24 protein-coding genes, 1 other RNA gene and 1 pseudogene are annotated in these 25,649 nt (G+C 46.1%); 1 reads left to right on the top strand and 25 read right to left on the bottom strand.

Features of this window, described 5'->3' with window-relative positions; genetic code table 11:
• Positions 1-3: 3 nt before the first annotated feature.
• From thiI to AC3WTJ_RS29285, 8 genes are all read right to left on the bottom strand, one after another.
• Positions 4-1,212: a tRNA uracil 4-sulfurtransferase ThiI gene (thiI, locus tag AC3WTJ_RS29250; protein WP_492524722.1), complete on the bottom strand. Its 1,209-nt coding sequence runs from the start codon at positions 1,210-1,212 to the stop codon at positions 4-6.
• A complete protein-coding gene (locus AC3WTJ_RS29255) occupies positions 1,209-2,387 on the bottom strand; it encodes a cysteine desulfurase family protein (protein WP_492524723.1) in 1,179 nt (392 codons plus the stop codon). Before AC3WTJ_RS29255 ends, thiI begins: the two co-directional genes overlap by 4 nt.
• A 164-nt stretch (positions 2,388-2,551) precedes the next feature.
• Complete coding sequence (locus tag AC3WTJ_RS29260; protein ID WP_492524724.1) at positions 2,552-3,250, bottom strand: lytic transglycosylase domain-containing protein; 699 nt, start codon at positions 3,248-3,250, stop codon at positions 2,552-2,554.
• A 142-nt stretch (positions 3,251-3,392) separates the two neighbouring features.
• Complete coding sequence (locus tag AC3WTJ_RS29265; protein WP_157322301.1) at positions 3,393-4,685, bottom strand: hemolysin family protein; 1,293 nt, start codon at positions 4,683-4,685, stop codon at positions 3,393-3,395.
• Positions 4,686-5,035: 350 nt separating this feature from the next.
• Positions 5,036-5,461, bottom strand: coding sequence for a hypothetical protein (locus AC3WTJ_RS29270; protein ID WP_492524725.1), 426 nt, complete (start codon positions 5,459-5,461; stop codon positions 5,036-5,038).
• 2 nt (positions 5,462-5,463) lie between these two features.
• A complete protein-coding gene (locus AC3WTJ_RS29275) occupies positions 5,464-5,679 on the bottom strand; it encodes a DUF1540 domain-containing protein (protein WP_274469359.1) in 216 nt (71 codons plus the stop codon).
• Between the two features lie 47 nt (positions 5,680-5,726).
• Complete coding sequence (locus tag AC3WTJ_RS29280) at positions 5,727-6,821, bottom strand: glycoside hydrolase family 15 protein (RefSeq protein ID WP_492524726.1); 1,095 nt, start codon at positions 6,819-6,821, stop codon at positions 5,727-5,729.
• Positions 6,822-6,899: 78 nt separating this feature from the next.
• Entirely contained in the window at positions 6,900-7,400 is a 501-nt protein-coding gene (locus tag AC3WTJ_RS29285) for a YpuI family protein (RefSeq protein ID WP_127451891.1), read from the bottom strand.
• Positions 7,401-7,573: 173 nt separating this feature from the next.
• On the opposite strand from AC3WTJ_RS29285, the gene AC3WTJ_RS29290 reads away from it, so the two are divergent.
• Positions 7,574-9,514: a S8 family peptidase gene (locus AC3WTJ_RS29290; protein ID WP_492524727.1), complete on the top strand. Its 1,941-nt coding sequence runs from the start codon at positions 7,574-7,576 to the stop codon at positions 9,512-9,514.
• Between the two features lie 110 nt (positions 9,515-9,624).
• On the opposite strand, the gene rnpB is transcribed toward AC3WTJ_RS29290, so the two are convergent.
• The 17 genes and pseudogenes from rnpB to yqfD all read right to left on the bottom strand — a co-directional run bounded on the left by rnpB (position 9,625) and on the right by yqfD (position 25,629).
• Positions 9,625-10,042, bottom strand: an RNA gene (rnpB, locus tag AC3WTJ_RS29295) — RNase P RNA component class A.
• Between the two features lie 89 nt (positions 10,043-10,131).
• The gene (locus AC3WTJ_RS29300) at positions 10,132-11,241 is read right to left on the bottom strand and encodes a Nif3-like dinuclear metal center hexameric protein (RefSeq protein WP_492524728.1); all 1,110 of its coding nucleotides are present in this window, start codon (positions 11,239-11,241) and stop codon (positions 10,132-10,134) included.
• Positions 11,217-11,981, bottom strand: coding sequence for a tRNA (adenine(22)-N(1))-methyltransferase (locus tag AC3WTJ_RS29305; protein WP_492524729.1), 765 nt, complete (start codon positions 11,979-11,981; stop codon positions 11,217-11,219). The genes AC3WTJ_RS29300 and AC3WTJ_RS29305 overlap by 25 nt, the downstream gene beginning before the upstream one ends.
• A gap of 3 nt (positions 11,982-11,984) precedes the next feature.
• Positions 11,985-12,815: a hypothetical protein gene (locus tag AC3WTJ_RS29310; protein ID WP_127451883.1), complete on the bottom strand. Its 831-nt coding sequence runs from the start codon at positions 12,813-12,815 to the stop codon at positions 11,985-11,987.
• Positions 12,816-12,927: 112 nt separating this feature from the next.
• On the bottom strand, positions 12,928-14,043 hold the full coding sequence (gene rpoD, locus AC3WTJ_RS29315) for an RNA polymerase sigma factor RpoD (RefSeq protein WP_127451881.1): 1,116 nt from the start codon (positions 14,041-14,043) through the stop codon (positions 12,928-12,930).
• A gap of 37 nt (positions 14,044-14,080) precedes the next feature.
• Positions 14,081-15,928: a DNA primase gene (gene dnaG, locus AC3WTJ_RS29320; RefSeq protein WP_157321652.1), complete on the bottom strand. Its 1,848-nt coding sequence runs from the start codon at positions 15,926-15,928 to the stop codon at positions 14,081-14,083.
• Positions 15,929-15,977: 49 nt separating this feature from the next.
• A complete protein-coding gene (locus AC3WTJ_RS29325; protein WP_492524730.1) occupies positions 15,978-16,442 on the bottom strand; it encodes a YaiI/YqxD family protein in 465 nt (154 codons plus the stop codon).
• Positions 16,443-16,535: 93 nt separating this feature from the next.
• On the bottom strand, positions 16,536-17,351 hold the full coding sequence (locus AC3WTJ_RS29330; protein ID WP_492524731.1) for a pyruvate, water dikinase regulatory protein: 816 nt from the start codon (positions 17,349-17,351) through the stop codon (positions 16,536-16,538).
• Positions 17,352-17,534: 183 nt separating this feature from the next.
• Positions 17,535-18,284: a DNA repair protein RecO gene (recO, locus tag AC3WTJ_RS29335; protein WP_157321654.1), complete on the bottom strand. Its 750-nt coding sequence runs from the start codon at positions 18,282-18,284 to the stop codon at positions 17,535-17,537.
• 45 nt (positions 18,285-18,329) lie between these two features.
• Positions 18,330-18,482 (bottom strand): YqzL family protein, encoded by a 153-nt coding sequence (locus AC3WTJ_RS29340; protein WP_127451872.1) that lies wholly within the window; start codon positions 18,480-18,482, stop codon positions 18,330-18,332.
• A gap of 96 nt (positions 18,483-18,578) precedes the next feature.
• Complete coding sequence (gene era / locus AC3WTJ_RS29345) at positions 18,579-19,478, bottom strand: GTPase Era (protein WP_315951450.1); 900 nt, start codon at positions 19,476-19,478, stop codon at positions 18,579-18,581.
• A gap of 6 nt (positions 19,479-19,484) precedes the next feature.
• Positions 19,485-19,916 (bottom strand): annotated as a pseudogene (locus AC3WTJ_RS29350) (cytidine deaminase); the annotation flags it as partial.
• Positions 19,917-19,929: 13 nt separating this feature from the next.
• Positions 19,930-20,634 carry a diacylglycerol kinase family protein gene (locus AC3WTJ_RS29355; RefSeq protein ID WP_407867932.1) on the bottom strand — a complete coding sequence of 235 codons (705 nt, stop codon included), beginning with the start codon at positions 20,632-20,634 and terminating at the stop codon, positions 19,930-19,932.
• Complete coding sequence (gene ybeY / locus AC3WTJ_RS29360; RefSeq protein ID WP_127452390.1) at positions 20,634-21,161, bottom strand: rRNA maturation RNase YbeY; 528 nt, start codon at positions 21,159-21,161, stop codon at positions 20,634-20,636. Before ybeY ends, AC3WTJ_RS29355 begins: the two co-directional genes overlap by 1 nt.
• A gap of 33 nt (positions 21,162-21,194) precedes the next feature.
• Complete coding sequence (locus AC3WTJ_RS29365) at positions 21,195-23,423, bottom strand: HD family phosphohydrolase (RefSeq protein WP_492524805.1); 2,229 nt, start codon at positions 23,421-23,423, stop codon at positions 21,195-21,197.
• A gap of 40 nt (positions 23,424-23,463) precedes the next feature.
• The gene (locus AC3WTJ_RS29370) at positions 23,464-24,429 is read right to left on the bottom strand and encodes a PhoH family protein (protein WP_127451865.1); all 966 of its coding nucleotides are present in this window, start codon (positions 24,427-24,429) and stop codon (positions 23,464-23,466) included.
• A gap of 6 nt (positions 24,430-24,435) precedes the next feature.
• Positions 24,436-25,629 carry a sporulation protein YqfD gene (yqfD, locus tag AC3WTJ_RS29375; protein WP_492524732.1) on the bottom strand — a complete coding sequence of 398 codons (1,194 nt, stop codon included), beginning with the start codon at positions 25,627-25,629 and terminating at the stop codon, positions 24,436-24,438.
• Positions 25,630-25,649: the final 20 nt, after the last annotated feature.

The following is a 25,649-nucleotide window of genomic DNA, read 5'->3' on the forward strand; positions in this document are numbered from 1 at the left end:
CATTTAGAAGAAATGCTGATCGGGCACCTTCTTCATTTGACCATGTACGATTTCAATTGTTTCGGTTTGTTCCACGGCTTTCTGGATTAATTCCGGCAAAAAGTTCATGCCGTTCTCGATTCGCTCGACCATTTGCAGATTCGGATTGGTGCTCGGAGAAGGAGGAAGAAATAAGGAGCAGCAATCTTCATAAGGTAAAATGGAAATCGGGAACGTGCCGATGGTTTCGGCAATTCGAATAATTTCTTGCTTGTCCATCATCATCAGCGGCTGCAAAATCGGCAAAGTGACGACGCGGCCGATCACATTCAGGCTTGGCAGCGTTTGACTGGCCACCTGCCCTAAGCTTTCTCCAGTTACCAACGCGCTTAGACCTTCACGATCGGCAATTTGCTCCGCAATGCGATACATAGCTCTTCGGATCAGCGTGACTAATAAGTTATCCTTATATTCACGGTGTATGGACGTCTGCACTTCCGTAAATGGCACGAGATGCAGCCTAATAGAATCTGTATACCCTGAAAGCTGGTGAGCCAGATTTATCACTTTATCCTTTGCCCGTTCACTTGTATACGGATAACTGTGAAAGTGTATCGCTTCGAGAGTCAGCCCTTTTCGCATCCCTAACCATCCTGCTACAGGACTGTCAATCCCTCCGGAAAGCATCAGCAGCGCCTTACCGCTCGTGCCTGCCGGGAATCCTCCCGCTCCCTCAATCACTTCTGCATACAAAAGTACTTGATCTTCACGAATTTCCACACGAAGTTCGATTTCTGGATGACGAACGTCCACTTGCAAACCAGGGATTGCTTCAAGAATGTAGCCGCCGATGAGATAATTCATTTCCTGGGAGTCTAACGGAAAAGCTTTATTGACCCTCCGGACATTCACCTTAAAGGTACTTGGAGGTTTAGGAAGATTTTGCATAATACGCAGTGCCACTTCTTTAATGGCCTCTGGCTCCATAGGAGCATGGTAGGCCGGACTGAACGATGCAAGTCCAAATACGCGCTGCAAGGCCTCCGAAGCTTCTTCATACGCTGCTCCCCCTAGCTCCACATATACGCGCCCGTACTCCGGAATATACCTCAAATCTGGAAATGCCCCTAAAACTTTACGAATTTGCTTGATGACACTATGCTCAAAACGCTTACGATTCCTGCCTTTCAGTGTTAATTCACCAAAACGCAAGATTAAACAATCCGGTTTCATTTTTGCTGCCCCTTTCTGGCTGTTGATTTGTTTAGCATGGGAGAAAGTTCATTAACAACTTCTCTAAGTGCTAACAAAAATTGTTCCATATCCTCTATTTGATGCTCATCGGAAAAACTCACTCTTAGCCCGCTGACCGCTTGCTCACGCGTACAACCTAACGCCAGCATAACTTCACTGGGATCAGTGGCATCTGAAGCACAAGCTGATTTCGTTGAAATATAGATTTGTCGTTGCTCTAACGCATGAACGACAACTTCCGCTTTCATTCCGGTAAAAGCAAAATGGACAATGTGCGGTGCCATTTCCTCATGTCGGTCGGAGCCCATTAAGGTAAGCTCCGGAATCGTTAGGATACCGTCTACAAGATGGCGTCTAAGACGGTATTTATGCTCCAGCTTCGCTGGCAAGTTTTGCATGGATAGGCGCAGCGCCTTGGCCATCCCAACGATGAGCGGAACGTTCTCCGTTCCTGAACGAAGCCCGTCTTCTTGGCCCCCGCCAACGAGCTGCGGCTTCAGTTGTACGCCCTCTCTGCGGTACAAAAAGCCCACCCCTTTGGGTCCGCGAAACTTGTGCGCAGAAACGCTGCATATATCTATGCCCCATTCCTTCATCGATACGGGCAGTTTTGCGATGCCTTGCACGGCATCTACATGAAACATCACTTTGGGGTACTTGGCAAGTAACTGCCCGATTGCTTGAATCGGCTGAATTGTGCCGACTTCATTATTGACATACATGACGCTGACCAATATGGTATCTTCACAAAGGGCTTCGCGAAGCGTCTCTACTTCCAGACAACCGTTTCGATTAACGGGCAAATAGGTGACGCGAAATCCCTCTCGCTCTAAACTAAGGAAAACTTCCTTCACAGAAGGATGCTCAATTTGTGTAGTGATTAGATGCTTGCCTCGATTCTGATATTGATAGGCAGCACCCCGGATTGCTAGATTGTTACTCTCCGTTCCTCCGGATGTGCAGATAATACTAGCCGGCATCACGCCTAAAGCTCCCGCTATCACTTCTTTAGCGCTCTGCAGCAGCTTCTCTGCTTGGACACCTAATCCATGAATGGAGGATGGGTTTCCATAATGCAATTTCATAACTTCAGCGATCGTATCGACGACTTCGTTATATGGCGGCGTGGTTGCCGCGTTATCCAAATATAACATGTTCTTGCTGATTCCCCTTTTTTCCATGCCCTGCAGTTGCGCAATCAAAATAATTTCCTTCCATCATTAAAACTTAAAACCGCTCATAACTCAAGCATGCCTATGAACGCAAAAAGCCGATCTCCGCATGATTCATGCGAAAATCAGCTTCTTGAAATTGCCGCTTAGAGTGAGAATTTCATCTTATGCCCTAATACCTGAGAAACATATGCTTGCGTTTCCTTAGGTAATTGGTGCAATTTATTAGATAGGTCTTGATCGTTCTTAATTCCTAAGCGATCCACACGGCCTGGACCCGCATTATACGCAGCAAGAGCAACTCCTTCATTGCCATTGTACTTCTGGATCAGATTGCTCAAGAAATGCGTACCGGCATCCACGTTCTGCTTAGGATCAAACGGATTCGTCACGCCATAGCCGCGTCCGGTGCCGTCCATAAGCTGCATGAGACCTTTAGCGCCAGCCGGGGAAACCGCCTGATGATTGAAATCGGATTCCTGTTGAATGACCGCTTTCACGAGCGATTCATCGACGCCATATTTCGCACTGGCCTCTTTAATTAAATCATCAAACTGTGAAGTAGACGTCGTGCGACTCCAACTTTGGAGCGGGCTATAGGCTTTATTCAAAGCGCCTAAGGAGCTAGGTATGTTATTCGCCGTCATCGGATTGAGCAAGGATTGACCGTCAAGAGCAGAACCGGAAGCTTGTCCCATTAACGTATTCAGCAGCGTGCTGAAGTCACTGGAATCATCCGTGCCGGATGTATCTGTATCCCCTGATAACAAATTAATTCTTCCCATCACCTGAAGCTGCAGCAGCTCTTTCAGAACTCTTGGATCAATGCTGTTCGTGCCGTTCATCCGTCAGACCTCGTTTCATATCATTCGTTGTTTTTATTGTACACGTTTTGTGCCCTCCCGACTATCCTAAAATTTCCGTTTCCTCCCCGCGAGTCCCGAAAAATAAAAAAAAGGACAGTCATTCGACTGTCCCCCTACCCGTTCAAGATATGTTTTGTTGTAGAAACTCATCTTGCTCCGTCATTTTTCTAACAATTAATCTTGAAATTCGCAAGTGATCCGTTTCTTCCACGATGAACAAGAATTCATCGTTATAGGTCACTTGTTGATTCTTGCTAGGCGGAATCTCTGTCTGTGAGTAGATCCAACCGCCAATTGTATCATAATCGTCGGACTCGATATCCAGCCCGAAGTAATCATTCACTTCATCGATCAAAAGCAGGCCGTCAATGGAAAACGTGTTCTCGTCTTTGATTTCGATCGTTGGACGTTCCTCGTCAAACTCATCCTGAATTTCACCAACGATTTCTTCCATGATGTCTTCCAGTGTGACAAGCCCTGATGTTCCGCCGTACTCATCAATAAGCAAGGCCATCTGGCTTTTTCTTTTTTGCATCATTTTCAGCAAGTCACTGATATGAATGGAATCCGGTACCGTCGTAATCGGACGGATAATTTTCTTAATGCCTTTCAGATTAGCATCCGGCTTGAGTAAATCCTTGATGTGAACGAAGCCGATAATGTTGTCTTTGTCCGGATCACATACCGGATAACGTGTTCTCATTTCCTTAATCGCTATCGCTAGATTCTCCGAATAGGAAAGCCCAGCATACAAACATTCCATCTCAGTTCTTGGAATCATTATTTCTCTAGCTGTTGTCTCGGCGAATCCGAATATATTATCAACAAGCGTAAGCTCTGTATTATCTATAAGTCCATTTTTGTGGCTTTCTTTCATGAGGACGCGAATTTCATCCTCCGTATGCGCTGATTCATGTTCTGTTGTCGGTTCAATGCCGGCACGGCGAAGCATCCAATTGGAGATCCCGTTTAGCAACCAAATAAATGGATACATGATTTTGTAAAATAAGACCATCGGTCCCGAGGAAAGCAACGTGATCTGTTCAGCTTTACGAATGGCATAGGTTTTGGGGAATTGCTCGCCCAGTGTAATATGCAAAGTAGTCATCAATGAAAAGGCAATAATAAAGGTAATCGTGTGGAACACCGAATCTGGTAAATTCAGCGGAGCGAATAGAGGTTCCAAAATTTTTGCAAAGGTCGGCTCCCCGACATAACCAAGTCCCAACGAAGTAAGTGTAATCCCGAGCTGACAAGCACCTAAGTACGCATCGAGATTGTTCATAATTCCTTGCGCAAATTTCGCATTACGGCGACCTTCATCTACAAGGGAATCAATTCGACTACCTCTTACTTTCACCATCGCGAATTCAGCTGCGACAAAAAAACCATTCAGTAACACCAGTCCAAACATTAATAAGAAGCTAATTAACGTTTCGGGCAAAGGATCTTCCAATACCTTACCTATCCCCTGTCAAGCGCGGTTAGACGCACCAAGGAGAGTAGGTACACCTCCCTTAATTTTAATTTAAAGTTGAATTATCACTTTTCATTATATAATAATACTGTAATCATTCAAAGGTGCGAATATGACTCTTGAAGCCAAATAGTACGAGCAAACGGGAGTATAGGGTTTAAAATGATGCCATAATGAGTCTTTACCCGCTAATTATCCCCCTAAAACACGAATATACCCGATTTTCCTTCTGAAAAAGAAAAACAAGCCGAAGTCTCGGCTTGCTTTTCCACCATGTTTATCCAACACTAAGAGTAAAAAGGAAACAGTAAAAAATAGGCAGCAACAGCTATAAATCCAAGCACGACTGACCAGGTTCCGATTCCCTTGTTGCCCATCAGGAATGCGATAACCCCTAAAATAATGCCCGATACGCCAAGCAGTACAGGCCACACAAAGAGGGAAGCCAATGCGACGAACAAAGCGACGTATCCTACCGCTTTATTTCGCTTAACAGCTTCAACTAAATCGTCGATTTCCTCATCGGAAACTTCCGACTTCTCAACCTCTGCATGTTTCGCTTGATAGGGCTCGGCATACTGGATTCTCCGCGAGGGCGCTGTTATCTCGGCTGCATATTCTTCTTTGTTGTTCAAACCACTTTCAGTCCGAAGCTGCTCCCTCTGGAACCGCTCCTTGGTGGTTTTATCCAAATTGCCTCCATGCTGGCGCATGATTACTGCTTCTTCTTTGCTTGAAAGGTGTGGCAGCAAGTGTTCGCGGCTTTGCTCGCTGCATCTTGATGATCGGTATCGAATGATTCCCCTGCAAATTCTTCATTGTAACTGGCGTTGGCATGCTGATCTACTTCAATCATGATAGTTCCTGCGTTGCAGTTGTTCCCTTGCGTCCAATATTCGCAGTTGGCAACTGAACATTTGACATCTGGCATAGTCATCACCCCACTAACAATTTGCCCGCTATCAGGGCGAGCTATGCTCAGGACAGACTGTCAGATAGCACCAAGAACATCGCGTGAGACCATAGCAGCGGCAGTGCAGGTTCCCCCCATTTGCCCAACCACTCTGAATAAGCGGAAGGTTCTCTAAGCTCATCGGGAACTTGTTCGGGAAGACGCCCAAGGTGATCGGCCTTGCTTATGATCCATTCCAGACAGCGCTGCGCCTCTTCACGGTTCCCAAGCTCTTTCTGATACCATCCATACCAAGCCGTTAGCAGAAGCCATTCACCGCCGCCATAGTAACGATCTTCTACGTAGCGCTGAATACCCTCGTGTTTCAGTTCACTTTCAATCAATTCCACCGTTTTCCGCATAATAGAATCGTCCGCTACGCATACCCCAAAAGGAACGGCAAGCCACAGCAGACTTGCATCTACCCCTATTAAAGCCGGCTTCCATATTTCATCCAGACAGTGAACAGACTTCACGAAACGGCCCTCGTAGACGCAATTGCTAAGTATGAAGTTCTTAATCATAGACGCCTTCTCCAACAGCTGAGGACGCTGCTCTAATTCTCCCAGTGCCTTCAAACCGCCATACACACAGGCTAGCGTTGCAGGATGCACATAATCTGGAAACTCTTCCCAACAATCAAAGTTCGGATAATGCCAGAACGTCATCAAATAATCAACCGTAATCTCAATACTTTCCCGGAGTTCATTCAGCATTTCTTTGTTCCCGGTTTTTTTCACATGCTCCGTAAGTCCCCACAGCCAAGCCCCATAACCATCCAATTGAAAGTGGCCCCATTCGGAAACATCGTCTCGGCCATCCAAATGATAACGCGTCCCCAAAAACTCGGAACGATCGATCCACTCTTTGTTATTATGTTTATGTATAAGCGCATCAACATGCGAACGTTTGTTCTTCAGCACTCCGGCAACCCATCGATGGAAAAGAGCTGAACTGTCTGTCTCCCCCGTACAATCCATTGCATGAGCTATAAATGTGCCGTCTCGCAGCCAACTGTATGCATAAGGCGGGAAAAGTGGAGATGCGATGTAGCCTCCGCGAGGATGCTGATTGCCTTTAATAATCGAGATCGAATGGTTGATTAACTGTTCACGTTGCATGCACCATGTCCCCTTTTAAAAGAAAAGAGATGCGCTGCTAGCCGCATCCCTTATATCTTTTGTAATTTTGCATCACAATTATACTTTTTCACCTTGCATACGGCGCTGCGTGATGTAATCTGTCTCATAATAAGCCAGATCCTCGCGAAGCTCTTCGAATACTTTGGACAATTCAATGGTTAAATCTCTCACATCACGGGAAGGCTTTTTGCGGAAACGAATAGCATCTTGTCCGGTATAAGCGTAACGCCCATCCTCGGAATAGCACTCATTCTTAGGATAGAAAAATGTATTCACGCAAGTATGATATACCTCATACAATACTTTTTCCGAAAAATCAACATTAAAAGTTGGTCGTCTCAAACTTACGCCCAATTTCTCATAGGCCACTTCACAGAAAACTAATAGATGACGGGTATCTTGGAGATAACCACGATAAAATTCATCCATAGCGGGATCATTCTCTACATTGAGTTGTGAAAGCGAATGTTGATTCAGAAACAGCTCCATTTTAGCGGTTGTTTCTTTTAACTTCGTACGTGTTGAATCACAAATATTTTTGACATTAAAAACAGCCATTTATGAAGACCTCCTCTAATTGCGCTATTCCTATCCTACCATAAATTAACCTGAAAAGGTATATGTAAAACTCCCGATTCCATGCATAAAACAATCCTTCGAACCTCACTCTAATTAAAGACACTGCATTTGCTGACAGAAGCGGAGAAACGAGTTAAGAAGGAGGACTATCGATGTGGCGTTATTTATCTTCTATTAGTCTAGTTCTTGGATTAGGTTTCGTTCTATTTCCCCACCACTCGAATAACGAGAATACACCCGGTCCTGAGGTTTACAGCGCGAAGTATGAGACGGAGCAGAAGCTTTCCTTACTGCAGCAAGATGTAAAGTTAACTGATGATTTATGCCGCTCCCAGTGCTCCATTGATTACTCCAAGATGATCTCCCAAATTGAATCTGGTGAGTCCGCAGCCAAAGTGCTTGGGGATATGAAGACACAGCATGAAAAAATGGATGTTCTGATTTGGTCAAAAAACAAACAAGCTTTGGATCAAGGAATAAAAGTTGGAGAAATTCCTGCCTCCTATAAGGATCAAGCAAGCAAATATTTAGCGGAGGCCAAAGCAGCTACAGAATCAGGCAAGCATTATCAGTCACCGAAATTCGGGGCCGCGCAGCAGGTGTTTTTTGTGCAGGGGACGCCATCTACTGATGGTAATTCTTCGCTCATAGGCGTTATTCATCAAGACATTCTTCACCATGTAACTGACCATCAGATGAAAAATTTACGTCTAGAGCCTTATCCAAACGAAAATCGTTGGAAAGTCGAGTCGGTAGATACCGATACTTTAAAAGATAAAGTGGTGGATCATCCAGAGGATAATCAAGGTACAAGCCACTATCATCAGAACGAAGTTGTCGTTAAGTTCAAGAAAGACCCTACCGAGGCTCAATTGTCTCAAATAAAGTCAGAAATCAAAGCTAATTCGATGCAGAAGCTGGGCTACACATATGTTTTCCGTACGGAAGGCATGGAAGCTAAAGCGTTAATGGCCTATTTTAAAAAATGGGATGTTGCTTATGTGGAGCCTCATTTCTTATATTTGACCAATGATTATTATGATGATCAAGAAGCGTCCGATGAAAAAGAGTCAAGCGACTATACCGATAGCACGGACAGCACAACAAGCCCTGATGAAACAACGAGCATTGCCCCGAACTTCAAGCCTAATGACAATTTGTACAGCCGGTATCAATGGAATTTGCCACTGATTGAAACCGAACAAGGTTGGCAGTTGAACCGAGGCACCAAAGATGTGATTGTGGCCGTTGTAGACACGGGCGTAGACTTGCAGCATCCAGATTTAAAAGATAAGCTCCTGCCTGGCTATAACGTAATTAGCGGGGATGATCAACCACAGGATGATGTTGGACACGGAACTCACGTAACAGGAGTTATCGCAGCACTCGTTAACAATAATTTAGGCGTAGCTGGAATCAGCTGGTATAACAAAGTACTGCCGGTTAAAGTCTTGGATCAAACCGGGGCAGGCAGCACCTATTCCGTGGCTCAAGGCATTATCTGGGCTGCTGATCATGGCGCCAAAGTAATGAATTTAAGCCTAGGTAACTACGCGGATTCCGGATTTCTGCATGATGCTATTAAATATGCGTACGACAAAGACGTGGCCTTGATCGCGGCGAGCGGAAATGATAATACGGAACGGCCAGGCTACCCGGCCGCTTATCCGGAGGTGTTCGCTGTCGCAGCCAGCGATTCAGAGAACAACAAAGCTCCTTTTTCCAATTACGGAGACTATATTGATGTAACGGCGCCGGGCGTAAGTATCGCAAGTACGTATCCTAACAATCAATATGCCGCGTTGTCAGGCACTTCCATGGCGAGCCCCCATGTGACGGCATTAGCAGCATTAATCCGTTCTACAAATCCTAATTTGAAAAACACGGAAGTTTATCAAATCATGAGAGACACTGCGCAAGATATTGGTACCCCGGGTCAGGATAAATACTTCGGGTATGGTCTGATCGACGTTGTCAAAGCCGTGCAAAAAGCGGAAGAACAACCGAATATCGGCTTCGACTGGCCTTCCCGCTGGTTTCGGCAGATGAACCTTGTTTCGAAGAAATATGCAGGAGTTACGCTGCAAAAATAATAAAAAGGCTGCCCTTTGGTTTCGATTCATTCGATACCCAGGGCAGCCTTTTTGGGGTTGCAATAAAATGAAATACCCGCAAAGCCGAAGCCTTGCGGGTAACCGACAGTATGGAAAGTTTGCCGTAAGCCGGGTTCTGTACTTCCGGTGGTCATAACGGGCGTCTGTCCCCTGCCACCATTGAAGCGACAATCATCTATCTAGGCCATACATTGCTGCACAGCTCAAGCGACCAACCCGAACGCGTCTCAGGCGAAGACTGCTGTCTCGAAGACAGCTAGCGTTCCTCTAGGTCTTGCTCCAAGTGGGGTTTACCAGGATCTATGTCACCATAGAACCTCGTGGTCTCTTACACCACGGTTCCACCCTTGCCTGATCTCATCCGAAGATGAGCCATCGGCGGTCCATTTCTGTGGCCCTATCCTTCAACTCGCGCTGACTGGACGTTATCCAGCACCCTGCCTTATGGAGCCCGGACTTTCCTCTCGCTGTGGCTTACCCACAGCCAGCGATTGTCTGTCAAACTTTCCGACGCATTTGCTAGTATACTAGGAATGTCTCCGAAATACAACTATTGTTCGTTTCCTCGCCTGCCATCGACATCCTTCAGGAGTATCCTACAGGAACTGGAAAGGTTCCGTGTTCACTTCGGAGGCCAGCACTTGCGTATCCGTTTTGGTTAATTGCGCGGCGAGATAGTCCGCTACGCCGCGTTTCATGATCTTCTCGACGTTATGCCCCACGTCGATCAAAGTCAGCCCTGCCGCGAGCGCATCGTGCGCGGTATGGTAGTCAATGTCGCCGGTGACCAGCACATCGGCGCCGGCAAACATGGCGTGCCGCATATAGCGGCCGCCGGAACCACCCAGCACGGCCACCTTGCGGATGGGCCGTGATAGATCGCCTACGACGCGCACCATCGGCACGTCGAACGCCGTTTTCGCGAGCTCCGTCAGCTCGCGAAGCGTCATCGGCGCGGGCAGCTTGCCCACGCGCCCGAGACCGAACACTCTACCCTTGAGATCCATCGGGTAGAGATCATAGGCCACCTCCTCGTAGGGGTGCGCCTTCAACATCGCCTGTACCACCTTGCGCTGGACGCTGGCGGTTACGATCGTCTCAACGCGTACTTCCTGTACGCGTTCAAGCTTTCCTGCTTCCCCGATATACGGGTGAGTCCCTTCCTGTGGAAGGAACGTCCCCGTTCCGGGGATGTTGAAGCTGCAGTGGCTGTACTGCCCGATCCACCCCGCTCCCGCGGTGAAGAGGGCATCCAGCACAGCCTGGTGGTGCGTCTCCGGGACGAAGACGACCAGCTTTTGCAGCTTCTCTGTATGCACATCCTCCAGATGCGTGAGCTCTTTGAGGCCGAGTTTATCCGCCATCATGTCATTGACGCCGCCTTCGGCGACATCCAAATTCGTATGTGCGATATAGACGGCGATGTCGTTTTTGATTAATTTTTCATAGAGTCTGCCTGCCGGCGTATCCGTCTGCAGATGGGCAAGCGGCCTGAAAATAATCGCATGATGAGCAATAATAAGATTAGCGCCTAGTCGAATCGCTTCATCCACCACTTCATCATTAACATCAAGGGCAACCAACACCTTGTGAATCTCCTTCTGCAGAGAGCCCAGCTGCAAGCCAATTTTATCATCGGGCATCGCATAATGCTTGGGCGCCAGCTGTTCAAACAGCTGAATTACGGTTTGACCTTTTGCAAACAAGCGAGTACCTCCTTTATTTCCTTGATCTCTTGCGCGATTTGCTCTGCTTTCACGGCTGATGCTTCCGCTGTTGAAAGTTTCAACTGGCCTTCAATCATCGCCAATTTCTTCAATTCGCTATCCCACTTACTAAACCATACCTCAGGAGCTTCTTCCAATAAGTAAGGTCCCATTTGGAGCAGCCGCTCCTTACTGACAACGATACCTCCAGATAATGTACGTTCGGCATAAAGAGCTTCCTGCGAGTTCTTGTCCTGAGCACTTCCTGCTGTTGCCGTCAAAATCTCATAGATCTTCCCGTCTTCTTCAAGGATCGCTTCCGCGTCCAAGTTCCAGCCCTCTGCAAGCAGCCACTTGCGAACCTGATCTTCGCCGACATTCGGCTGTAAAATCAAATGCGTAACACCCTCGAGCTTTTGCTTGCCTGCTTCTAAAATACTTGCCATTAAACTGCCGCCCATACCGGCAATCGTAATGACATTAACTTCGCCTGGTTCAATAACCGCCAGACCGTCACCGGATCTAACGCTTATTTTTTTAGACAAACCGCTCTCAAGCACTTGACGTGTCGCCGCCTCGAAAGGACCAGGATTCACCTCACCTGCAACGGCAAACACAATCACGCCATGTTGCGCTAAATAGGTCGGCAGCAAAGCATGGTCGGAACCAATGTCCGCCACTTTAGAACCTGCTGGTACACGATCTGCGATCATTTGCAATCTCTTCGATAATTTTACCATCTCTTAAACGACCCACTCTACCCATTTTTTACGCAGCAAGAAAAACGCCGCGCCCGCCGAAACCAACTTCCCTGTAAACGATAATTGAATGACGCGGGAACTCATATCAACATCTGTAAGAAACGTCATCGCTTCAGGGATAAACCAAACCAACACGCCGATAACTAAAAGCACACTCGCTGCTTGCTTATTGGTATGATGCGCAAGCCAAGCAATCCATATAAGTACAATACTAACCGGAATCCAACTAATTTCAAGAGAGAACCAACCTGGATTGCTCAGCTTTTGCAAAAGCAACCAACCATAAGTTCCAACCAACCCTAACCAACCGCAAAATTGGAAAATCCCCATTTTTCCTATTACGCCGTTGATTAACCACACTACACTGCAAAACGCTAAATAACCAATATACGTATAAGGAGAATTCACTTGATACATATCCATTAAATATAGCCCCAGCAACAGCAAAGCTATTGAAGAAACACCGCAAAGCAGATAAGAAATCACGGGGGATTTAGGAAATTGACGATACGCAAACGCATAGCAAACGATGACAAAAAGTGCGGAAATTCCAATTTGCATTGGCATTCCAAAAGAGTTAAAATTAAGAGCAGATAAGGCCAGAGCGGCTATGACCGCCATTATGCCCAACCATATTTTCCAAGAACTGTTTGCAATTGAAGATGCTGAAACCCCCATGATGGATGCAGGTTTCGGAGTTGTTTCATCCATGTACAAATTCAACAGAAAATCACAATAGTGTTCAGGAAGCAGTTTGCTTCTCCGCCAGTGATCGATTTCTTTAACTATTACTTTTCTTTTCTCTGTATCCATATCATCGCTCACCTTCCTACTACTTTATCGGTGATTTCATGCTTAGGTTTTAGTAGTACTTTTGTAATAAAAAAAGACCCCGCCGAAACTGGCAGGGCCCTCTCACAGCGATTTATTCCAAGAAATCCTTCAAGCGTTTGCTACGGCTAGGATGTCTCAATTTACGCAATGCTTTTGCTTCAATTTGACGAATCCGTTCACGTGTAACACCGAATACTTTACCTACTTCTTCTAATGTGCGTGTACGGCCATCATCCAGACCGAAACGTAAGCGAAGCACATTCTCTTCTCTCTCAGTCAACGTATCCAATACGTCCTCTAGTTGTTCTTTCAGAAGTTCATAAGCAGCAGCATCTGCCGGTGCCAGCGCTTCTTGGTCTTCAATGAAATCTCCCAAATGCGAGTCATCTTCTTCACCAATTGGTGTTTCCAATGATACAGGCTCTTGAGCAATTTTCATGATTTCACGTACTTTATCCGTACTTAGGTCCATCTCTTTTGCAATTTCTTCAGGAGTAGGTTCGCGCCCCAGCTCTTGCAGCAATTGACGGGAAACACGAATCAATTTGTTGATGGTTTCGACCATATGTACAGGAATACGAATCGTTCTCGCTTGGTCTGCAATTGCGCGGGTAATGGCTTGACGAATCCACCAAGTTGCATACGTAGAGAACTTGTAACCTTTCGTGTGGTCAAACTTCTCAACCGCTTTAATAAGCCCCATATTTCCTTCTTGGATCAAGTCCAAGAACAACATGCCGCGTCCTACATATCTTTTGGCGATACTTACAACGAGTCTTAGGTTCGCTTCTGCCAGGCGTCGTTTCGCCTCTTCGTCCCCGTTCTCAATCCGTTTGGCTAAACCCACTTCATCTTCCGCAGAAAGAAGCGGTACACGACCAATTTCTTTCAAATACATCCGAACTGGATCATTAATCTTAATCCCTGGCGGCAAAGCCAGATCATCATCGAAGTTAAATTCATCGCGATCGTTTTCTTCAGGATTCATGGAATCGTCATCCGATTCATTCCCAACATCGATACCTTGCTCCGATAGCTGCTCAAAAAACTCATCGATTTGCTCAGGATCCTGATCGAAGGGAGCTAATTTTTCCATAATATCCTTGTAAGTTAGTGAGGACCGCTTTTTCCCTTGCTCGATAAGCTGGTCTTTCACCTGGTCCAAGGTCAACTCTGTCTCTAGTTCTGTACGCTGATCATTCGCCATAGTACGGACTCCCTCCTCCCTAGTCAATACAGTAGTTCTACGTTGACTTCAATCGTTTTTCTAGGGCGATAATTTCAATTGCAATTTGTGCTGCTCGAAGATGGTCGCCCTCGCGCTCAGCGCGAACACGTTCTTCTTTCTTACGTTCAATTTCTTCTTGCATTGGAACTTTACGAATTTGGCGAATATAGTCGTCAATCACTTGTTCGTTCATTCCATGACCCGCTCCCATCATAACGATGGAACTGGCCAAGCTCTCCAGCTGTTCGTCTTGCAGCATGGCAATGTATCGGCTTGCATCCGGCTCAGCATTCTGAGCGTAGTAAGCATATAAATAAGCAGCTAAGACTGCGTGAGCTTCAACGTTGAATTGATCTCCCAACTGTTCTTCCACATGCGCGCAAACATCACGATCATGCATCATAACAGCCAAAATCAATCGTTCAGCATTGTGATAAGCTGGCAAAAGCGAAGGCGTTTTCTTGCGTGTTCGTTCCGCTGTTCTCCCATTATTCATAACATTATTCCACAGAATTGGTTTATTATCCCCATCCGGTCGGTTTTTTTCCGATTGCAGCAAGATTTCGTGAAGGTCTAACTTCATCGCCTCATACGAAGAATCCGGGAATTCAGAAGCCAACTGCTTCAAATAATGTTCTCTTTCCATCGGAGAATGTAGTTCACTAATTAACTTCACAGCGGATTGCAGATAACGAAGTCGGTCACCGTCCTCATGCAACTTAAAATTTTTGCGGATGTACAAAAGCTTATATTTCATCGACGGTACGGCAGGTTCAATAATCTCCCGTACGAATCGGTCAAAACCATATTGTTTTACATAATCATCGGGGTCCTTGCCATCCGGCAGCATCGCTACGGTAACTCGGCTTCCCGTCTCTTCCAGGAGCGGAATGCTTTTGAAAGCAGCTGATTGTCCTGCGTTATCCCCGTCGTAACATACGACGATTTGATCGGCGTTACGGTTCAGCAGCGCCGCGTGTTCTTTCGTCAGTGCAGTTCCCATCGTGGCGACACCGTTGCTAATACCTGCTTCCCAAGCTTTAATAACATCTACATAGCCTTCAAAAAGGACCGCTTGCTGCAGTTTTCGCATATTGGGTCTAGCCAAATGAAGATTATACATGGTCCTGCTTTTATTAAAAAGAGCAGACTCAGGACTATTTAGATACTTGGGCTGAGCATCGCCCATTGACCTTCCGCCAAATGCAATGACCTTACCGGCAGCATCGCAAATGGGGAACATAATGCGCTCCCTGAATTTATCCACGTAGCCAGTTCCTTCGTGTTTGGCCGAAATTAATCCGCCCTTCTCCATTAGGGAGAGATCGAACTCACGCTTCACTAGTTGCTGGACTAACGTATCCCACATTGCAGGGGCATAACCGATTTGAAACGTATCGATCAGCTTATCCGAAATACCCCTTGAAGCCAAGTACCCTTTTGCCACTTTGCCTTGCTCTGTGTTGCCTAAAATATAATGATAAAGTTTAGCAGCAAAGTCATAAGCTTTCAGCAAAACTGCTTTCTCTTGCTGCTGCTCGGTCTGCTCCTCGGACGCTTCCTCCCACGTAATTGGGATATCCGCTTCTTCCGCCAGCTTCGTAACGGCTTCTGAGAAACTAAGGCCTTCTATTTCCATAACGAAACGAATTAAATTCCCACCAACATTGCACCCGAAACAACGATAAATTTGTTTTTCCGGCGTGACTGTGAAGGAAGGGCTCTTTTCTGAATGGAAAGGACATAGCCCTTTCATATAATGCCCTTGTTTGCTCAAATGTACGTGCCTGCCAATCACATCAACGATGTCATGGCGCTTCAGTACAGCCTCAATAACCTCTTCAGGTATGCGTCCGTACCTCATGTTATTTCCACCCACAATTCAGGTCGCTTTTCCGACTAAGTACTATTCGCTACTCTTTTTCGATTTCCTGCAATTTTTTTAAAAGTTTTGTCAAACCATGTAGAAAATATTTACGATCCTCATCCGTAAGGGGTTTTGGCCCCTTTGAATGCTTGCCCGCTCTTCGCATTTTAGCTGAAGTATGACGGCGATCCAATAAGAAATCAATCGAGCTGTCCGTATATTCCTGACCCCGATTCGTCAAACAATACGAGCCTTTCGCTAAACCTAGCGCTGCGAGACCGAAATCCTGCGTCACCAAAATATCACCAGACTTAATTTGATTGGCGATGTACAAATCAACGGATTGATCGGAGCGATCCACTTGTACGACCCTAACACCAGGGTTCGTCTTCATCCGATGATCAAACGAAGCAACTAGAACAACTTGTACACCGAACTGCCTGCCTGCTTCTTCTATTTCGGACTTCACGGGACAAGCATCGGCATCAACGATTATACTTCTCGCACCCATACGGTTCAGCCCACGCCCTTTTTTGACGAAATCTCACCGTACTATTATATACGATGAACTTCTAAAAAATCCTGCAAGTAGAAACATAAAACCTTACTGGACATGTTCAATATGATCCATAACCAGACTGGCCGTTTCTTCAACGGCGCGATTCGAGACATCGAAAATGACACAACCGATTTTGCTCATAATTTTGTCAGCAAAAGCCAGTTCTATTTTAATACGTTCTACATTCGCGTAGGTTGCATTTTCTGCAAGTCCAAGTGTCCGAAGCCGCTCTTGGCGAATAACATTCAGCTTATCCGGATCAATCCGAAGGCCGATAATTTTATCCTTTGAAACCGTATAGATAGCAGCAGGAGGCTGCATTTCAGGCACTAAAGGTACGTTAGCCACTTTAAATCTTTTGTGTGCTAAATACATGGATAAAGGCGTTTTGGATGTGCGGGACACGCCGAGAAGGATGATGTCTGCTTTTTGAATACCGCTAAAATCTCGGCCATCATCATATTTAACCGCAAACTCAACCGCTTCAACCTTTTTAAAATAATCTTCATCAAGCGGGTGAATCATACCTGGCTGTCTACGCGGCTCTTGGCGCAGTGCCTGCCCCAAGGTGCTCACCACGGGCCCAAGAAGATCGATATGCGGGATGCCGTGCTCTTTGGCTTTGGCAATCAGATCGTCACGTAGTTCCGGTATGACCAAGGTAAAAACAACGATACCGCCATGAATGCGAATCGCATTAATGACTTTATCGATGCCTTCGATATCATGAATAAACGGCGCCCTAACAATCTCCACAGGAACGGGATGAAATTGCATGGCAGCTGCCCGTACAACAGACTCCCCTGTTTCCCCGACAGAGTCAGAAACGACATAAACCCGAGTAGGTAATGGATGATCCATTTTCCTATAGCCCCTTTCAACCATATCAGCAGGGACCAGGCCCTACATTAGCATTTGTATGTGAAGTAGATTCAAACAGAACGTGAGCATAAAAAAACTCACCGATATGCGGACAGCACAAAGGCGAGGTGTTTTCCACCACATCATATCAAAGCGAACAACACATGTCAAATAAGACCAAGTTTATATATTGTATTTTTCCATTTGTTCGATAAAGTCTCTTGATTTCCATTTCACACCGATATGTATATCCATATAAGTCCTCATGCATGTCTTAAGCTGTGCCTTTGTTTCATCCTTGACCTGCACGGCGCCAAGCCTACGCATATCCATGCGTGGGAATAATTTAAGCAGCTTGAGCGCGCCTTCCCCAACACGAATTGCGACCGTATCTTTATAACGGCATCTACTGCATAGTGTGCCGCCCATAGAAGGGCTGAAGTGGGTGATGTCTGAGGTTTCACCGCAAGAAACACAAGCGTCAGTTACAGGCAAATAACCGGCCAACTCAAACATTTTCATTTCATAGAGGTGAACAACGATTTGCATATCCTTGCCCTCTTCGATCGCCATTAAACCCGCTTTCAGCTGCTCAAACAGATACGTGCTGCCTTCTTCATCGCCAAGCATGCGGTCCGTCATTTCAGCCAAATATGAGGCATGTGCGGACATGTGCAAATCCTCTCGCAAAGCGTGATGCGCTTCAATGATTTCCGCAGAATTCAAAGATCCCATTTGGCCGCGCGTTTTAAAAAAAACAAAATCGCCGTACGTAAAAAGCTGCGTAACGGCGGCATGTCTACTTTTCACTTTCTTCGCACCCCGAGCCATGACTCCAACCTTACCCAGCTCGGGGGTGAACAGACTAATGATCTTGTTCCCCTCTCCATAGTCCATACTACGGAGTACGATCCCCTGTACACTACGCAGCAAATGATTTCCCCCATGTGTGCCGCTCTGGGTTTACGAATCGTTCATCTACAAATTCAGACCTTCAAGCGGCTCTTCATTACTTTGATCCTCTTCCTGTACATCCGTGTCCATGCCGGGTTGCCCGGTAACTTGTTTGTACAAAAGATAGGCATCTACATCACCGGTCTTTGAAAAATACGTCCACGAAAAATCTTTCATGTTCAGCATCCTCCCCATCGAACGTGATGTTCATAGGATGTGCAGAGAAAGCTTCTCTATGCGGACAAAGTACTGGAACACTTAGGTAATTGCGAATTAATCGTGGCGGAAACCGAGATCCTTCAGCACCCTGTCTTGGTTTCTCCAGTCTTTCTTGACTTTTACCCAAAGCTCTAAAAAGGTTTTGGAGCCAAGCAGCGTTTCGATATCTCTACGGGCCTGCCGGCCGATTTCTTTGAGCAAGCTGCCCTGTTTCCCGATAACAATACCTTTCTGGGAGTCACGTTCAACAAAAATAACTGCTGAAATATGCACCACACCGTTAGATTCAACGCGCATATCCTCGATTTGGACAGCAATGGAATGCGGGATTTCTTCACGGGTCAAATGCAGTATTTTTTCGCGAACAAGCTCTGCACATACGAACTGCTCCGGATGATCAGTGATCTGATCAGCTGGGTAGTATTGCGGCCCTTCCGGTAAATACTTAATAATTTGCTCTAAAAGCGTTGTTACATTATTTCCTTTGAGCGCCGAAACCGGCACAATCTCTGCAAAGTTATATAGATCTTTGTACTGTGTGATGATGGCAAGCAATGCTTCCGGCTGCACAAGATCAATTTTGTTTAAGACCAAAATAACCGGCGTTTCAACATGCTTTAACTGCTCAATAATATATCTGTCTCCGCCGCCAATACCGTCAACAACGTCAACTAGGAAAAGAACAGCATCTACCTCGCCAAGGGTGCCATGAGCCACTTTACTCATATAATCACCTAATTTGGAAGTCGGCTTATGAATACCCGGAGTATCCAAGAAGACAATCTGTCCATTGGCTGATGTATAGACACCATGAATCTTGTTTCTTGTCGTTTGAGGCTTGTCTGACATGATGGCGATTTTTTGTCCGATGATTTGATTCATCAACGTTGATTTCCCAACGTTCGGACGTCCGATGATTGCGACAAAGCCTGATTTAAATTCTTTTTTAGCCACTTCTAATTATCCTCCATTTGAATGCAAATCTTTCGTTGTAAAAGCGCCCGGCAATAAAGCGGAAACCGTTGTTTCAGCAAAATCGCCTTTGAGATTACCCAGATAAACGGGCATATCCGGCCCACATAGCTCAACTAGTACCTGCCGGCATACGCCACAAGGCGAAATCGGATCTTCCGTGTCGCCCATGACAGCAATGGCCCGAAAGGAGCCTGCTTTGTGCCCGTCTGCAATTGCGCGGAAAAGCGCAGTCCGCTCAGCGCAGTTCGTAGGCCCGTATGCGGCATTCTCTACATTACAGCCGTAATGAACATGGCCATCCGCATCCAGAAGAGCCGCGCCTACGTTAAAATGAGAATATGGCGTATAAGCTCTCTTCATCGCTTCTTTCGCGTGTTGAATGAGTTCTTGGTGATTCATGGCCATCATCCTTCTTTCTGTATTAGTAACGTTATAACATGTTTAGGCAAGATAAAGCTAGAATGGTGACAACCGTACCAATCAGCGCACCTAGAAAAAGCGCAGGAAATGGACGTGTCTTTTTGTCGTACAGCATAATAAATATAAGTGCAGCGAGCGTATACGCCAGCAGCGCAACAATCGTCTGTGAGACAAATATGACAATAACCGTGGAGATCGAGAAAGCTATTGCCGTCAATAAACTTGGGCGGACTAATTTCCCTTTGTCCGAGAAACGCGTTTCGATAACAATAACGGTCAGAATGACCAAGGCGATGAGTACCCAAATTGTCCCTGCGGATATTTGCGTATCTTGCGTCCTGGATGCACGCAATAGCTGATCAATCGGTTCATAGAACACAATCATCCCAACGATGACTGCAAAACCGGCAGACACCAAGACGGACGCCGCTGCGACGTCCTTTGCGATCTTGGCTAACGGATGGCGATCCGGCATCGCCAGATCCACCGTCTTTTCCACAGCCGTATTAATCAATTCTGTTACTATCATTAAGGTTACGGCCAGTAAGATAAACAGAATATCCGTTTTGGGCAATCGTGCAAACAAAGCAGCCAACAAAACAAGAAAAGCAACGCAAAAATGGAACTTCATATTGCGCTGCGTATCTAAGGCATATTTGATTCCTTCATAGGCATATCGGAAGCTTCTGCGCCATTTACGGAAGCCGTCTGACATTAGCGGGTTAAACCTGCTTTCTGCAATATGTCCTCCTGCTTGCCAAACATAATCTTTTCTTCCTCTTCACTTTGGTGATCGTAGCCGATCAAATGCAAGAAACCGTGCACGAACAAGAAGCCGAGTTCGCGTTCTACGGAATGTCCATAGTCTTCCGCCTGAGCAATTGCACGCGGAACCGAAATAATAATATCCCCCAGCGGTTCAATGAATGCTTCGGACACCGTCTCATCATCTTCGGATCCTTCTCCGCTATCCTGCTCATTATCTTCATAGTTAATTTGAATCTCATCTTCACCAAACTCGCTCATGGCAAAAGACAGCACATCGGTAGGCTTATCCAGATCGCGATACTGTTTATTTAGCTCTTGGATCGCTTCATCATCTACGAATGTAAGGGCAACTTCACCGGCTGTAACGCCTTCAAGCTCACCAGCTAAACGCAGCAATTCCTCAATTTTCTCTATAAAAGCCGGTGTGATCTCTTTCACTTCCTGCTCGCTGCTCCATTCAAGCGTTAAATCCATACTTGCCATATGCGGCACCCTCCTGTCAATTCGTTATGTCCCTGTTTTCTTAGGCGACAGTTCGTTTGGATACTCGATCCTCGCATGGAAAATGCCCAGCAAGGTCTCGTTCAACGTTTTGGCGATTTTATCCAGTTCCTTGAGCGTGATGTCACATTCATTGAATTGGCCATCATCTAATCTGGATTTGATGATTTTGTGCACCATGGAATCGATTTGCTCCAATGTTGGATTGCGCAATGAACGAACGGCTGCCTCAACACTGTCAGCAATTCCCACAATCGCGGCTTCCTTGGACTGTGCTTTCGGCCCCGTATAACGGAAATCCTCTTCGCGGATCTCCTTCTCGCTGCCTTCTTCTTCGGCTTGTTTCACCGCTTTATGATAGAAAAAATGCAGCAGCGTTGTGCCGTGATGCTGTTCCGCAATGTCTCTGATCGCTTTGGGCATTTTGTAATCCTTCAGCATCTCAACCCCATCACGAGGATGGGCGATAATGATGGATTTGCTTAGATTCGGATCAATGCGGTCATGCGGGTTCTCAATATTGGTCTGATTTTCGATAAAATAACTTGGTCTCTTTGTCTTGCCGATATCGTGATAATAAGAGCCGACTCTGCAGAGAAGTCCGTCTGCACCGATGGATTCAGCAGCCGCCTCGGATAAATTGCCGACCATGACACTGTGATGGTACGTTCCAGGTGTCTCCGTAAGCAGCTTCCGCAGCAAAGGATGATTCGGGTTCGAAAGCTCCACCAGTTTAAGCGGTGAAAGTATGCCGAAGGCAACCTCGAAGAACGGCAGCAAGCCAATAACGAAAACAACCGTTAATAATCCGCCCGCAGCGGCAAAGGAAAGGGACATGATCGCTTCTCGTTGCTGGAAATGATCTTCCAAAAGCAGCATGGAAGTGATCGTAAGCATTGCGAAAAAGGCAATCATCAGGCCTGCTTTCAAAATTGTAGCGCGCTGGCTGGCTCGTTGAATCGTAAAAACCGCACTGAAACAAATAACCAACGACACTAATCCGTACCGGAAGTCAAAAAGAAGCGTATGCTCCGCATTAAAAATAATACTTGCCATTAGTGAGAATAAGACCGATGAAATAAAAGCCAACGGAGAATCCAATAAAATGGCAATCAGAATACTTCCTAATGCAGTCGGTGCCAGGTAACCGATAAACGGATAGTCCAAGTTTTGGACAAGTGAGATGATTTTCATACACGTGATATTGATTAAAAAAATCAAAATCAGCATCAGAAGCTGAGAGTTATTGTATTTAATAGCTAGCTGGCTCTGCCGAACGAACATAGAAACAACAAAAGACAATAAAGCGGAGAGAATCGCTAAACCAATTTGGGGCAAGTGATTCGCTTTACTTTTGAGCAATTCCAGTTTGTCCAGTCTTGCATAAATCTCTTCGGTGATGACATCTCCGACTTTCACGAGCACATCATTTTTGTTGATGTACACCGGTTTCACATTCTCTCTAGCTTGTCCTTTGGCATCATCGGTACCCTTCTGATCAAAGAACTTATTCGGCGTGATAACGGCCCGGGCAATCTCTGTAACCATTTCGCGCATCGTATTTTTCGCCAGGTTCGACGTATTTACCATCTCGGCAACTTTGGCCCTGGCCGTCTGAGCGTCAAGAATTTGATCGTTCATCAATTTCGCAACGATATCCTTGGTTACAGGGAGCATCGCCGTCAAGTCATCCTTCGTTAATCGGGGAAGCTTAAAGTAAGACTCCTCAGGCAGCGGATACTGCTGCTCAGCTAAACTCTGTTGAATCTGCTCAATCAGCGTTTCATTGTACTGAGCGCTTGTGCTGAGCGATTTGATCGACTGATTCTCCAAATCACTGATCAACTGTGGAATGACACGACGGAAAATGCTTACTTTGTCATCGAACTTTACTTCATCATCGGCATTAATTTGTAATAATTTATCATAAATGGCGTCAATCATCGCATCATTCTTGAGATTTACGATGCGATAAACAGGCTGAACCCGCTTAGCTGCATCTTCTTTCGCTTGTTCCGTTGCAATCGCGTTCTCAATTTGCCTTGGCGCATAAATCGTGGTTTCACTGGTAGTTCCCAGCTCAATGTCATAGACCTGAGGAACGAGCTTTGCATAAAGAGATATATAGAAAACTAAAGCCAGCAAGAGAAACAACAGTATCCGAATGCCCGTACTGTATTTCCATCCGTTCAGCTGGTAATGAAATTTACCTTTCATTTGCACTTCATTTTTCATCACGGAAGGTCATTCCTCTCTACCTGACAAACCAGCACAGTTACTTTTCCTTCTCAGCATTGTAGGCCACAATGATCTTCTGAACGAGTGAATGTCTCACAACGTCCTGCTCATCAAAGTAAATAAAGCCAAGCTCCTCAATCCCATCAAGAATTCGAGCAGCTTCTACAAGTCCTGATGACTTGCCGCGCGGCAAATCGATTTGCGTTACGTCACCGGTAATGACCATTTTGGATCCGAAACCGAGCCGTGTCAGAAACATTTTCATTTGTTCAGGTGTCGTATTTTGGGCTTCATCTAGGATAATAAATGAATCGTCCAGGGTTCTCCCGCGCATATACGCCAGAGGAGCAATCTCGATCAGACCGCGCTCTAAAGATTTCGCTACCTGATCAGGTCCCAAGACATCATTAAGAGCATCATACAATGGGCGCAAATAGGGGTCAACTTTTTCCTGTAGATCTCCGGGCAAAAAGCCCAGACTTTCTCCTGCTTCAACCGCCGGCCGTGTTAAAATGATTCTTTTGACAGCGCCTTCTTTCAGACGCGTGACGGCGAGTACGACAGCCAGATAGGTTTTGCCCGTACCGGCAGGTCCAATACCAAATACGATATCCTTCTTCTTGATCGTCTCTACGTATTTCCGCTGTCCAATCGTTTTGACGCGAATCGGTTTGCCGCGGTGCGTTGTCGTAATCTCACCTTTGAACAAATCCAGCAATTGATCCGCTTTCATCTGCTTGGCGAGCTCAACGGCATACAGCACATCTCGCTCTGTCAACGTGTAGTTATTGCGGATGAGCTGCAGAAGAACCTCAAAAAGCTGCTGAAGCGAATTCACTTCCGCAGCCGGACCTTGAATCGTTATTTCGGCTTCGCGCGTAAAAATTTGCGCGTTAATCTCTCTCTCAATCACATGCAGAAACTTGTCCTGGGGACCAAACAATGCCAGCCCTTCGTTCGGGTTTTTCAATGTTAGTTTTACGGATTGTGCGTTTTCTACCAACAGGTCTCATTCTCCTCGTATGACAATTGGTTGCTCTTCGGCGATATTCTCTTCGACTTCAAAATGCACGTCTATATAAATTTTACCATTCTCTGATTTTTCATGCAAAATTTTTTCACCTACGAGTCTAGCATCTGGCCCAGTAGCGCCGAGTAATTTCGCTCTAGCCTGCTCCAGGCCTGTCTTTTTCGCGATCGCGGGATCAATGGGCTCTTCTACGACTTCAACCTCCATGACCTTTTCATGCAACCAACCGATAGGCAATGTAAAAGAGCGCCAGGCCAAAGTTTTACGTTCCGGAATTGTTTCAAAATGCTCATATCCCAGTTTTCCATAACCGCTAACTTGTAAAGCTCTGGTACCGAAAACAAGATAATTGCGATTAGTCGCTTCTCCCGTATAGGCTTTATAGGTTTTCGTAAGCGGGGATTCGATTCGGGAAGTATACCAAACGACGCCTCTTACCTTCCCGCTAGCAACGACCACTTGGCTATTCTGCTCATCTCCGATCGTGCCGGAAATAAGCACGTCCCCTTTTTTCACATACGTATTGGGCTTTACCATCGGTTTGCCTTTCTCAGATAAAATCTCTGTTACAAGCGCGTTTTTAGCGGCAACGAGATTCCGCGGATTCTTAAGATCCGGTTTATCCGGTATCGTCGCTTCGACGACTTTAATGGTGATATGAGTACCGCGTATTTCAACGCCAACCCATGCCGTTCCAGGCAGCATCCCTTGTATCTCTCGCGACAAATCCTCCGCCTTTTTCAGCCGGAATTTCCACTGATACATATGGATGCCTTGTTTGGAGGCCGCTTGCAAAATTTCCGCTTCCGAGATCCGGTCATTGCCCTCCACGGTAATTTGCCAGACGAGGGAGGTCAATACGTATAACCCGATAATAAACGCGGCTATTCCGCCAAGAAAGACCTTCCTACGCCCCAATCTCTCCATAAAAAAAGGAAGCCCGTACCGCTCTAGGACATGCACCCGGCAGCCTGTCCGTTTGAGCAGCGGCTTAAGCCTGAAGAAATCTTTAATCAGAATATTGAGTTCGAGCTTGCCATCCTCGGCAGCTTGAATATCCCAAATGGAGAACGCCTTCTCCATCATGGGATTAATCAACTTTTCACATCCAGTTCCCCGAATTTGAATGCGCACATACCCGCGCAAACGGGCAATGAACATCGATTGTTTCATAACCCAGCTCCCCTTCCCGG

This window comes from Paenibacillus sp. FW101-FHT12H11, assembly GCF_058790355.1.

Coding starts and splice junctions, on each gene's coding strand:
- thiI (WP_492524722.1), bottom strand. CDS start 1,212: ATGAAACCGGATTGTTTAATCTTGCGTTTTGGTGAATTAACACTGAAA.
- AC3WTJ_RS29255 (WP_492524723.1), bottom strand. CDS start 2,387: ATGTTATATTTGGATAACGCGGCAACCACGCCGCCATATAACGAAGTC.
- AC3WTJ_RS29260 (WP_492524724.1), bottom strand. CDS start 3,250: ATGAACGGCACGAACAGCATTGATCCAAGAGTTCTGAAAGAGCTGCTG.
- AC3WTJ_RS29265 (WP_157322301.1), bottom strand. CDS start 4,685: ATGTTTGGACTGGTGTTACTGAATGGTTTTTTTGTCGCAGCTGAATTC.
- AC3WTJ_RS29270 (WP_492524725.1), bottom strand. CDS start 5,461: ATGCGCCAGCATGGAGGCAATTTGGATAAAACCACCAAGGAGCGGTTC.
- AC3WTJ_RS29275 (WP_274469359.1), bottom strand. CDS start 5,679: ATGCCAGATGTCAAATGTTCAGTTGCCAACTGCGAATATTGGACGCAA.
- AC3WTJ_RS29280 (WP_492524726.1), bottom strand. CDS start 6,821: ATGCAACGTGAACAGTTAATCAACCATTCGATCTCGATTATTAAAGGC.
- AC3WTJ_RS29285 (WP_127451891.1), bottom strand. CDS start 7,400: ATGGCTGTTTTTAATGTCAAAAATATTTGTGATTCAACACGTACGAAG.
- AC3WTJ_RS29290 (WP_492524727.1), top strand. CDS start 7,574: ATGTGGCGTTATTTATCTTCTATTAGTCTAGTTCTTGGATTAGGTTTC.
- AC3WTJ_RS29305 (WP_492524729.1), bottom strand. CDS start 11,981: ATGGTAAAATTATCGAAGAGATTGCAAATGATCGCAGATCGTGTACCA.
- AC3WTJ_RS29310 (WP_127451883.1), bottom strand. CDS start 12,815: ATGGATACAGAGAAAAGAAAAGTAATAGTTAAAGAAATCGATCACTGG.
- rpoD (WP_127451881.1), bottom strand. CDS start 14,043: ATGGCGAATGATCAGCGTACAGAACTAGAGACAGAGTTGACCTTGGAC.
- dnaG (WP_157321652.1), bottom strand. CDS start 15,928: ATGAGGTACGGACGCATACCTGAAGAGGTTATTGAGGCTGTACTGAAG.
- AC3WTJ_RS29325 (WP_492524730.1), bottom strand. CDS start 16,442: ATGGGTGCGAGAAGTATAATCGTTGATGCCGATGCTTGTCCCGTGAAG.
- AC3WTJ_RS29330 (WP_492524731.1), bottom strand. CDS start 17,351: ATGGATCATCCATTACCTACTCGGGTTTATGTCGTTTCTGACTCTGTC.
- AC3WTJ_RS29340 (WP_127451872.1), bottom strand. CDS start 18,482: ATGAAAGATTTTTCGTGGACGTATTTTTCAAAGACCGGTGATGTAGAT.
- AC3WTJ_RS29355 (WP_407867932.1), bottom strand. CDS start 20,634: ATGTCAGACGGCTTCCGTAAATGGCGCAGAAGCTTCCGATATGCCTAT.
- ybeY (WP_127452390.1), bottom strand. CDS start 21,161: ATGGATTTAACGCTTGAATGGAGCAGCGAGCAGGAAGTGAAAGAGATC.
- AC3WTJ_RS29365 (WP_492524805.1), bottom strand. CDS start 23,423: ATGAAAAATGAAGTGCAAATGAAAGGTAAATTTCATTACCAGCTGAAC.
- yqfD (WP_492524732.1), bottom strand. CDS start 25,629: ATGAAACAATCGATGTTCATTGCCCGTTTGCGCGGGTATGTGCGCATT.